General features: G+C 66.2%; 10 protein-coding genes. 3 read left to right on the top strand and 7 right to left on the bottom strand.

Going from position 1 to position 8,761, the window contains the following annotated elements; all coding sequences use genetic code 11:
- Positions 1–393, top strand: a 393-nt coding sequence (locus ACFP9U_RS21530; RefSeq protein ID WP_378624623.1) for a peptidoglycan-binding domain-containing protein, incomplete at its 5' end; no start/stop codon positions are given.
- A gap of 140 nt (positions 394–533) precedes the next feature.
- Here ACFP9U_RS21530 and ACFP9U_RS21525 read toward each other — a convergent pair.
- Positions 534–1,754, bottom strand: coding sequence for an alanine racemase (locus ACFP9U_RS21525; RefSeq protein WP_378624621.1), 1,221 nt, complete (start codon positions 1,752–1,754; stop codon positions 534–536).
- Positions 1,755–1,911: 157 nt separating this feature from the next.
- On the opposite strand from ACFP9U_RS21525, the gene ACFP9U_RS21520 reads away from it, so the two are divergent.
- Complete coding sequence (locus ACFP9U_RS21520) at positions 1,912–2,868, top strand: DMT family transporter (protein ID WP_378624620.1); 957 nt, start codon at positions 1,912–1,914, stop codon at positions 2,866–2,868.
- A gap of 314 nt (positions 2,869–3,182) precedes the next feature.
- Here ACFP9U_RS21520 and metF read toward each other — a convergent pair whose 3' ends face one another.
- Both metF and ACFP9U_RS21510 read right to left on the bottom strand, forming a co-directional pair.
- On the bottom strand, positions 3,183–4,103 hold the full coding sequence (gene metF, locus ACFP9U_RS21515) for a methylenetetrahydrofolate reductase [NAD(P)H] (RefSeq protein ID WP_378624618.1): 921 nt from the start codon (positions 4,101–4,103) through the stop codon (positions 3,183–3,185).
- Complete coding sequence (locus ACFP9U_RS21510; protein ID WP_378624616.1) at positions 4,103–5,122, bottom strand: ArsR/SmtB family transcription factor; 1,020 nt, start codon at positions 5,120–5,122, stop codon at positions 4,103–4,105. Before ACFP9U_RS21510 ends, metF begins: the two co-directional genes overlap by 1 nt.
- A 123-nt stretch (positions 5,123–5,245) precedes the next feature.
- On the opposite strand from ACFP9U_RS21510, the gene ACFP9U_RS21505 reads away from it, so the two are divergent.
- Complete coding sequence (locus ACFP9U_RS21505) at positions 5,246–5,560, top strand: DUF2293 domain-containing protein (RefSeq protein ID WP_378624614.1); 315 nt, start codon at positions 5,246–5,248, stop codon at positions 5,558–5,560.
- An 83-nt stretch (positions 5,561–5,643) separates the two neighbouring features.
- Here ACFP9U_RS21505 and ACFP9U_RS21500 read toward each other — a convergent pair whose 3' ends face one another.
- From ACFP9U_RS21500 to ACFP9U_RS21485, 4 genes are all read right to left on the bottom strand, one after another.
- On the bottom strand, positions 5,644–6,162 hold the full coding sequence (locus tag ACFP9U_RS21500; protein WP_378624612.1) for a DUF2937 family protein: 519 nt from the start codon (positions 6,160–6,162) through the stop codon (positions 5,644–5,646).
- A 52-nt stretch (positions 6,163–6,214) separates the two neighbouring features.
- Positions 6,215–7,108 (bottom strand): neutral zinc metallopeptidase, encoded by an 894-nt coding sequence (locus ACFP9U_RS21495; RefSeq protein ID WP_378624610.1) that lies wholly within the window; start codon positions 7,106–7,108, stop codon positions 6,215–6,217.
- A 67-nt stretch (positions 7,109–7,175) separates the two neighbouring features.
- A complete protein-coding gene (locus ACFP9U_RS21490; protein WP_378624609.1) occupies positions 7,176–7,940 on the bottom strand; it encodes a DUF4336 domain-containing protein in 765 nt (254 codons plus the stop codon).
- Between the two features lie 35 nt (positions 7,941–7,975).
- On the bottom strand, positions 7,976–8,761 hold a 786-nt coding region (locus ACFP9U_RS21485; RefSeq protein ID WP_378624607.1), incomplete at its 5' end, for an MFS transporter.

The following is an 8,761-nucleotide window of genomic DNA, read 5'->3' as shown; positions in this document are numbered from 1 at the left end:
GCGACCCGCCGCGACGGCTCTCCGCTGCCCGCCGACGACCTGCCGGCCGGTCTCGTCCTGCCCATGGGCCACAAGGGACCGGCTTTCCTGGCCTATGATAATTTCGACATCTATCTGGAATGGAACCAGTCGCTGATCTACACCCTGACCGCCGCGCATCTGGCCGCGCGCTTCGCCGGCGCTCCGCCCTTCGACCCGCGCAGCCCCGAACAGGGCCTCGCGCCGGAGATGATCAAGCAGCTCCAGCAGAAGCTCGCCGACCGCGGCCATGACGTCGGCGGCATCGACGGCATTCTCGGCTTCAACACCCGCGAAGCCGTGCGCCAGGAGCAACTGCGTCTCGGCCTGCCCGCGGACGGATGGCCGACGGCGACGCTGTTTTCGAATCTATAAGCGGGAATGGCTTAGCTGCGTCGTTGTCGCGCGAGGGCGGCGCGAGGCGCCCATCTCTCCCCTTGCGGGGCAACATCTTAGCCGAAGGCTAAGTGTTAGAAATCGCAAGTGAGGGGGCGAGCGTCGAACGTCTACAGCTCCTAATCCGCCATCGTCTCCAGGCTCGCCATTCCCTCCGGTGCCGTCCCCTCGTCGAAGGGCGTCGCCACCTCGACAAATGTGTTGGGATAAAACCCGTTGAACCGCGTCCTTAGCGCCAGCGAATAGGCGCCGATATTGCCGATCTCGATCCAGTCGCCCGTGTCCACCGTCTCCGGCAGCCAGAACGGACGCGACAGGATGTCGACGGAATCGCAGGTCGCCCCGCACACACGAAAGGGCACGATGTTGTCCGGGTCGCCGTTGCGGCTGCGGATCGCCGGGTCGGGGATGAAGCGGGCGGGAAGCGTGATCTTGCCGGTCCAGGAATCCGATAGGGAAGCCCAGATCCCGTCGTTGATATAAAGACGCCGCCCCTTGCGCAGCAGCACCCGCACGATCAGCGAAAAGGCGCGCGCCACGATCACCCGGCCGGGCTCGGCCACCAGCGGCAGGGTATCGAATCCCCACTCGGCAATGTCGCTGCGCAGCCGCGCCATCAGTTCGTCCAGCGAGGGCATCTCCGGCTTCCTGCGGTTGGGATTGTGGCCGTATTCGGCCGGAAAGCCGCCGCCGACGTCGAGCGCGGCGAGCGGTACGCCCGCCCGGCCGCGCACCCAATCGGCCGAAGCCAGGGCACGCTCGTAGATATCGGGATCCTCGATCTGGCTGCCGACATGAAAACAGATGCCGACCTTGTAGCCGTTGCGGTGAAGCCGCTTCAGGAGCTCCACCGCATTGGCCGGCCCGGCACCGAACTTCTTCGACAGTTCATAGGCCGCCTGCCCCTTGGTCTGGATGCGCACGAAGACCGTCAGCGTACCCGGATCGATGTCGAGCGCTCGAACCACGCGGGTGAGCTTCGCCACCTCGTCCTCATGATCGACGGCGATGACGCGGATGCCGTAGTCTTCCAGCGCCAGACGGATATCGGACTGCGCCTTGACCGGGTGCATATAGAGCATCTCCGCCTCAGGCGCGACGGCGCGAACGGCGGCAAACTCGGCCGGCGAGGCGACGTCGAAGGCACCCACCCCCGCCTCCGCCAGCGTCCTGAGCACCAGCTGCTCGCCATTGGTCTTGACCGCATAGGCCGTCTTGCCGGGAAACATCGCCATGAACCGCCGGGCATCCGCTTTCAGGACTTCCGGGCGAAAACAATAGACCGAATCGTCCGGCCGCATCTCCATCGCGGCGTCGCGCGCCGTCTCGAATCGCTGCATCTCGTCCTCCGGTCTGCCGGCTGCAAGGTAGTTCGTGCTCGCGCCGCTGGGAACCGGCCTTCTTTCGCATCAGTTCCGCAACGCCGGATGGCGCGCAGGAAACGGGTGTCCGCCGCAACCGCAAATGCTAAAGCTCACCTCTCGCCGGGAGGATCGCATGGCTGTGGAAACGAAGATCGGCGCGTCGGCCCCGCCGATGTCGATCAGGGACTGGACGCTCCTCGTCCTGCTCGGGGCCATCTGGGGCGGCTCCTTCTTCTTCGCCCGCATCGCCGTGGCGGAGATCGCACCGCTGGCGCTGGTCATGTTCCGCGTGTCGATCGCCGCCGCGGTGCTGCAGTTGTGGCTTCTCCTGCGCGGTCCGAGCTTCCGGCTGGCCTTCCCCTTGGCCGGCAGTTTCTTCGTCATGGCGACGCTGAACAACATCATTCCCTTCTCGCTCATCTTTCTCGGCCAGACGGAGCTCGGTGCCGGCCTCGCCTCGGTGCTGAACGCTACGACACCCTTCTGGACGGCGATCCTGGCGAACATGCTGACCCAGGACGAAAAGCTCTCCGCTGCCAAGATCACCGGCATTCTGTTCGGCATCGCCGGCACGGCGGTGATGATCGGCCCCGGCCTGATCGCCGGCCTCGGCGGCCCGATCTGGGCCAAGTTCGCGCTCATCGGCGCCTCCATCTCCTATGGCTTCGCCTTCATCTTCGCCCGGCGTTTCCGCGGGGTGCCCCCGCCGGTCGTGGCCACCGGACAGCTCACCGCCTCGACGGTGGTGATGATCCCGCTCGTCCTTCTGGTGCACGGCCCTGCCGGCCTGTTTGCGGCCAGCTTCGAAGTCTGGTCGGCCGTCATCGCGCTGGCCGTTCTGGCCACCGCGTTCGCCTACATCCTCTATTTCCGGATCATCGCCTCCGCCGGCGCCACGAACGCCTCGCTCGTCACCCTGATCGTGCCGATGAGCGCCATCCTGCTCGGCACGCTCTTCCTGGGAGAACGTCTGGAGGTCTTCGAGATCGCCGGGATGGCGCTCATCGGCCTCGGGCTCGTCACCATCGACGGGCGCCTTTTTGCCGCTGCGCCGAAGCCGTTCGGTCGGTCACATGTTAATAGAATGTGAATGCGCGCATTTAAGCAGGAATTTCAACCTGCAAGGGATCGGCGCAGCAATCCTTTTTCACATCCGTGCTGCGATGCAGCATAGAAAGCGCTTGGCAAGCGTCTGAGAAAACATAGAATCCGGCCCTCCAGTCTGTAGAGGAGGCTATCGCTTATGGGACTGACACGGCCACTCAACGCGCTCGTGATCTGTGCCGCCTTCGGCATAGTCGGTGCACTGATCATAGGAGTCCTTCCGTAAGCAGAACAGATGGCACAGCCAGATAGCAGACGAGGAAAGGCCGGGGAAACCCGGCCTTTCTGTTGAGTGGGCCGTCAGGCGGCGGCGGGACGCGCATTCGACCGCTCGGCCGACGGCCTGATGCCGATCAGATGGCAGATGGCGAAGGGAAGATCCGCCCGGTTCATGGTGTAGAAGTGGAAATCCTCCACCCCGCGTTCGATGAGGTCGAGCACCTGCTCGGCGGCAACGGCCGCGGCGACGAGCTGATGGGTGACGGGGTCGTCCTCGAGCCCCTCGAAGCGCTCGGCCAGCCACGCCGGCACATGCGCCCCGCAGCCGCCGGCAAAGCGCACCATCTGCGCGAAATTGTGAATGGGCAGGATGCCCGGCACGATTGGGATGTAAATGCCGGCCCGGCGCGCCCGCTCCACGTAGCGCTCGTAAACGTCGTTGTCGAAGAAGAACTGGGTGATGGCGCGGGTCGCGCCGTTGTCCACCTTGCGCTTCAGCATCTCGATGTCGGTGGCGAAATCCGGGCTCTCGGGATGCTTTTCCGGATAGGCGGAGACCGAGATGTCGAAATCGCCCCGGCGCGCCAGCGCCTCCACCAGCTCGGCGCCGTTGGTGTAGCCCCCCGGATGCGGCCTGTAGGCGGCGCCCACCCCTTCCGCGGGATCGCCCCTCAGCGCCACGAAGCGCTTCACGCCCATCTCCGCGAATTCGCCGATCACGGTGTCCACCGCCTCGCGGTCCGCATCGACACAGGTCAGATGCGCGGCCGCCGTGAGCGGCGTCTCCTCCAGGATGCGCCGCACGGTGCGCGCCGTGCGCTCGCGCGTCGAGCCGCCGGCGCCGTAGGTCACGGAAACGAAGGCGGGCTCGAGCGGTCCCAGCCGGGTCACCGTTTCCCACAGACGTTCCTCCATCGCGTCCGTCTTCGGCGGAAAGAACTCGAAGGAAACGCGGAGCTTGGCGCCGTTTTCGGTTCGGCGGGAGAACCGGTACTGGGACATCATGCAATCTCCTCGTGCGCCTGGGTTTCCGCATCGCCGCCGGCGACCAGGATGCGCCGGTCGCGCGCCAGCCATACCTTGACGGTAAGGCCATCGGCGGCTTCGCCCTTGGGCGTAAAACCACGGATATTCGAGATTTCCAGATCCGCCTCGGCAAACCAGTCCAGCATCTGACGGTCCGCGAAACCGAGACGCAGATGCGCATGCTCCTCGCGCAGGAATTCGTGACTGTGCGGGGCGAAATCCACGATCAAAAGCCGCCCGCCCGGCCTGAGCAGCCGCGCCGCCTCACGAATGGCCGCCGCCGGATCGTCCAGGTAATGCAGCACCAGATGGATGGTGACCAGATCGTGCATGTCGCGCTCGACCGGCGGCGCGTACACGTCGCCGAGGCGCACCTGCGCGTTTGTCACGCCGGCCCGTTCCAGATTGGCCCGCGCAACCGCGAGCATTTCGCGCGAGCGGTCGATGCCGACGCCGCGCCGGTAAAGCGGAGCGAAAAGCTCGAGGAGGCGGCCGGTGCCGGTGCCCAGGTCCACCATGGACTGGATCCGGCCCTCGCCCACCAGTTCCTTCAGTCCCGCCTCCACTGCCGCGTCCGGAACGTGCAATGAGCGGATCTGATCCCAGCTCGCCGCGTTCTTGTCGAAATACTCCGCCGCCCGCTCCTGGCGCCGCTGCCTGATCGCCTCCAGCCGCTCGAAATCCCGGTCGGAGGCCGGGTCCATGGGATCGATACGCGCGACCACGCCATCGACGAACTCGCGCGCCGCCGCCTCCTCCGACAGACGGAAGAGCGCCCAGGAGCCCTCCTGGTGACGCGCGATGAGGCCCGCATCGAGCAGCAGCTTGAGATGACGCGAGACGCGCGGCTGCGACTGGCCGAGAATCTCGGTAAGGTCGGAAACCGTCAGGTCCGTCCGGGACAAGAGCGCCAGAATACGCAACCGGCTCGGCTCGGCCGCCGCCTTCAGAATATCCACCATCGCCTCGAGCCGGATCGCTGGACCTGTTTGCATGTATCACCCCCGAAAAGACATAAAGATATGTTTATATGAATTTCCGCCTTGTGGCAAGGGCACCCCTTGCTGCAATGGCGATACCGCGTCAGTTTCGGGGCGAAGGCAAACGGGAGTTGCGGTATGAGAGTTTCGACAGCCCGGCAGCGCGCGGTGGACAAGGCGCTCGGCGTGCTCCTTCCCTATGCGCCCTATGCCGACACGAAAAAGATCCGCGCCCTCGCCAACGACCGGAAATTGCGCACCCTGCCCGCTTCCGTGGCGGTCTGGCTCGCCACGATCACCCATGTGCGCCACGAGTACAGCGAATACGACGCGCTCCTGACCGAGGGCTACGACCGCGAGGCGGCGCGCTTTTTCGTCCTCGACCAGATCAACGCCGTGCTGACCGGCTGGCGCGCCACGCGGCTGCTCGAACCGGACGAGGACGAGATCTAGGGCATTTTGCAGCCAAGTGGAATCACTTGGCGTGTTGCCCCGCAAGGCGAGGGCGCAAAGGGGCGCCGGAAGTTCCTCTGCGGCTACCGCCGCTGCTCCCGCACAATCGCCCCTTTTCCGCGGCGGCGGAACGGAAAGGCCAGAAGCCTGAACAGGCCGAACCCCACAAGAAGGCCCGAAGCCGTCCAGGCAAGGCCGTGCGGCGTCAGCGGCACCGCCGGCTCGAAGTCGTCCATGGCCCCTTTCAGCACCCGCCCGTCGGGGTCCACCAGAACCGCCATCGGGCGCAGGAAGTCCGGCAGTTCGACCAGCCGGGCAGCCTGGCGCTCCAGGTGCTCGAACCGGGCGATAACCACCCGGATCGATTGCCCGCGGTCCCGCAGGAACGGCACCTCCGCGCCGTCATAGACCGCCAGCGCCTCCTCGCGGTCCAGTGCGTGGCGTGCCGCGTCCGCTTCGAAGTCCGCGACCACCTGCCTCAACTCCTCCAGCGCGCCGTTCAGCCGCTGCCGGTACTGCTGTGCCAATTCCGGCGCCTGCGACGCCGCGATCCCGCCGGTCAGAGAAGCCAGCAGCGCGAGCATCCGCCCAGCCTTCATCATGCGGGAAAGCGCCTTCCTGCCGGCGCGCGCCGACGGTCGGCAAGCGAGGCACTCAAAGGGTCCCGTTGAACGTGTCGCAATCCGTCACCCGTCCGCTCTCGAGCCCCCGCGCAAACCACGTCTTCCGCTGTTCGGACGTGCCGTGGTTGAAGCTTTCCGGCACCACATGACCCTGCGTGCGCCGCTGCAGCGTGTCGTCGCCGATCTGATTGGCCGCGTTCAGCGCCTCCTCGACGTCGCCTCGCTCCAGAAGGCCCTTTTGCGCCGTGTAGTACGCCCAGATGCCGGCGAAGCAGTCCGCCTGCAGTTCCACCCGGACCGACATCGCGTTGGCCTCCGCCTGGCTCATGCCGCGCCGCATCTCGTTGAAGCGCGGCAGGATGCCGATCAGGTTCTGCACGTGATGGCCCACCTCGTGCGCCACCACATAGGCCTGCGCGAAATCGCCGGCCGCGCCGAAGCGCCTGGCCAGCTCGTCGAAGAAGTCGAGGTCGAGATAGACCTTCCTGTCGCCGGGACAGTAAAACGGCCCGCTCGCCGAGGAGGCGAAGCCGCAGGCCGAACCGACCTGGCCGCCGAACAGCACGAGGACAGGCTCCTGGTAGGTCTCGCCCTGCGCGCTGAAAATGTCGTGCCAGACATCCTCCGTCTCGGCCAGCACGACGCCCACGAAGCGGCGCATCTCGTCGTTTGCCGCGCTCCGCTCCACCGTCGGGCCGCCCGATTGCGGCCCTTCCGCCAGCATCTCCAGCGGATCGATGCCGATCGCGCGCAGGCCGAAGAAGAGAACGACGAGGATGATGATGGTCGATAGCGACAGCCCGCCGCCCGACCGGCCTCCCGGCAGGCGGATGGGAACGCCGCGGCCCATCCGTCGGGGAAAGGGGCTGCGCGCCCCGCGCCGATCCTCGATATTGCTGCTTTGACGACGGCCTTTCCAGCGCATCGATATTCCATGCTCTCGTTACCGCCCCCGCGGCGGAAGCGGAGGTTAGCTCAATCGCTGCGCGAAGTCATGCCGGACGTTGCGCGGCGGAAAGCCAGCGGAACGCCCGCTTCAGCTCCGCCGCACCGTCGTGCGCATACCAGCGTCCATGCGCGATGATCACGCGCTCCGGGTTCCACGCGATCATTCTGTCGACCGCGGCCTTCAACTGCGGCCGCTGCTTGGAGAAGGTCAGGCGCATGTCGCGCGGCATCATGCCGTCGGGATCGAGAACGCCGCCGGCCCTGGCGAGCCAGCGCCACGCCCAGGCGAGTTTCTTCGGCTCGAAGTTCTCGATGAAATCCGTGAGCACCAGGGTGCGGCTTTCCGGATGGAAGAACGCCACCTCGGTCATGAAGCCGCCTTCCACCGGCAGCGTCAGGAGATGATCGTCCCATGGATAGCCTCTTTCCGCCGAAAGCTCCCGGGCAGCGAAGTCGATTCTGCCACCCGCCTGCTCGCGGATGCGCGGCGCAAGCCACACATCCGCCTCCGGATATGCCGTGCGCCACTCGGGAATCCACCAATAGTGGATGCGGTTCGGCCCGATGATATGGCGCACCTTGCCGATCTCGGCGATCTCCGCCTTGAGACCGCCCGTCAGCGGTGTCGGCGAATGGACGAAGAGATCCCCATCGCCAAACCGGATGATCGTCATCCGCGTCGAAAACGGCATCTTCGGCCAGGGCATGCCGAAGCGGATGGAAGGCCCGTCGACGATCCAGACGTTCTGGGCGACGGGCTTCAATGTGTTGAGCGGCGGATACGTCACCCTGTCTCGTGCATCGGCCATGGGCCTTTGTGTAGCAGAGGCCGGTGTAGAGAAGGTTACGCGCGCACAGCCGTGGTCCTGCCGTCCCGCTGCCGGCTTGCCGCCAGCACCACGAGAGCGATCAGCGGAAAAAACGCCGCGACGAGCCCGAGATCGGTGGCGTCGCCGAATTCCAGCACGCGCCCGCCGATGAACGTGCCGAAACCGATTCCGAAATAGATCGCCGAGGCGTTGAGCGCCAGCGTCAGATGCGCCACGTCGGGAGCCGCCGCCACCAGGCGGCTGGCCTGGGCCGGCGGAAAGGTCCAGCCGACGACGCCCCACGGCACCATCAGCCCGACGACCAGCGGACCGGCGACGGCGTCCGGAACGAATTTCGTGACGAGGGCGAAAGTGGCCGAGAAGGCGATGGCGCAGAACATCGAGAAGACGACCACCCGCCTCGCGCCCAGCCGGTCCGCCAGTCTCCCGCTCGCATAGTTGCCGGCGATCGCGCCCGCGCCGAAGGCGAGCAGCATGACCGGAAGGATGCCGTGCGGCAGCCCCGCCCCCTCCGTTGCGATCGGCCCCAGATAAGAGACGATCACGAAGGCGCCGGACAGATACAGGAACGTCACGAGCACCGCCGGAAGGACACCCGGCCGCCGGACCACCAGAAGCCGCTCGGCAAGCGTGGAAGGTGCGGCCGCGAGATCGCGCGGCAGGCGCAGCCAAAGGGCAGCCAGACAGAATGCAGCGACCAGCGCGAGCGCTCCGAACGTGCCGCGCCAGCCCAGCAGATGCGCGAGTAGCGATCCGGCCGGCGCCCCCAATGCCACGGCGAAGGTCGTCCCGCCGACCAC

The sequence above is a fragment of the Nitratireductor sp. GCM10026969 genome (assembly GCF_042660605.1).
GTDB lineage: Bacteria > Pseudomonadota > Alphaproteobacteria > Rhizobiales > Rhizobiaceae > Chelativorans.
Note: the sequence above shows the minus strand (reverse complement) of the source record. Positions and strands in the feature narration are given on the sequence as shown.

What these genes read in the sequence shown, in the direction of transcription:
- ACFP9U_RS21525 (WP_378624621.1), bottom strand. Translation starts at nt 1,754, where the DNA reads ATGCAGCGATTCGAGACGGCGCGCGACGCCGCGATGGAGATGCGGCCG.
- ACFP9U_RS21520 (WP_378624620.1), top strand. Translation starts at nt 1,912, where the DNA reads ATGGCTGTGGAAACGAAGATCGGCGCGTCGGCCCCGCCGATGTCGATC.
- metF (WP_378624618.1), bottom strand. Translation starts at nt 4,103, where the DNA reads ATGTCCCAGTACCGGTTCTCCCGCCGAACCGAAAACGGCGCCAAGCTC.
- ACFP9U_RS21510 (WP_378624616.1), bottom strand. Translation starts at nt 5,122, where the DNA reads ATGCAAACAGGTCCAGCGATCCGGCTCGAGGCGATGGTGGATATTCTG.
- ACFP9U_RS21505 (WP_378624614.1), top strand. Translation starts at nt 5,246, where the DNA reads ATGAGAGTTTCGACAGCCCGGCAGCGCGCGGTGGACAAGGCGCTCGGC.
- ACFP9U_RS21500 (WP_378624612.1), bottom strand. Translation starts at nt 6,162, where the DNA reads ATGATGAAGGCTGGGCGGATGCTCGCGCTGCTGGCTTCTCTGACCGGC.
- ACFP9U_RS21495 (WP_378624610.1), bottom strand. Translation starts at nt 7,108, where the DNA reads ATGCGCTGGAAAGGCCGTCGTCAAAGCAGCAATATCGAGGATCGGCGC.
- ACFP9U_RS21490 (WP_378624609.1), bottom strand. Translation starts at nt 7,940, where the DNA reads ATGGCCGATGCACGAGACAGGGTGACGTATCCGCCGCTCAACACATTG.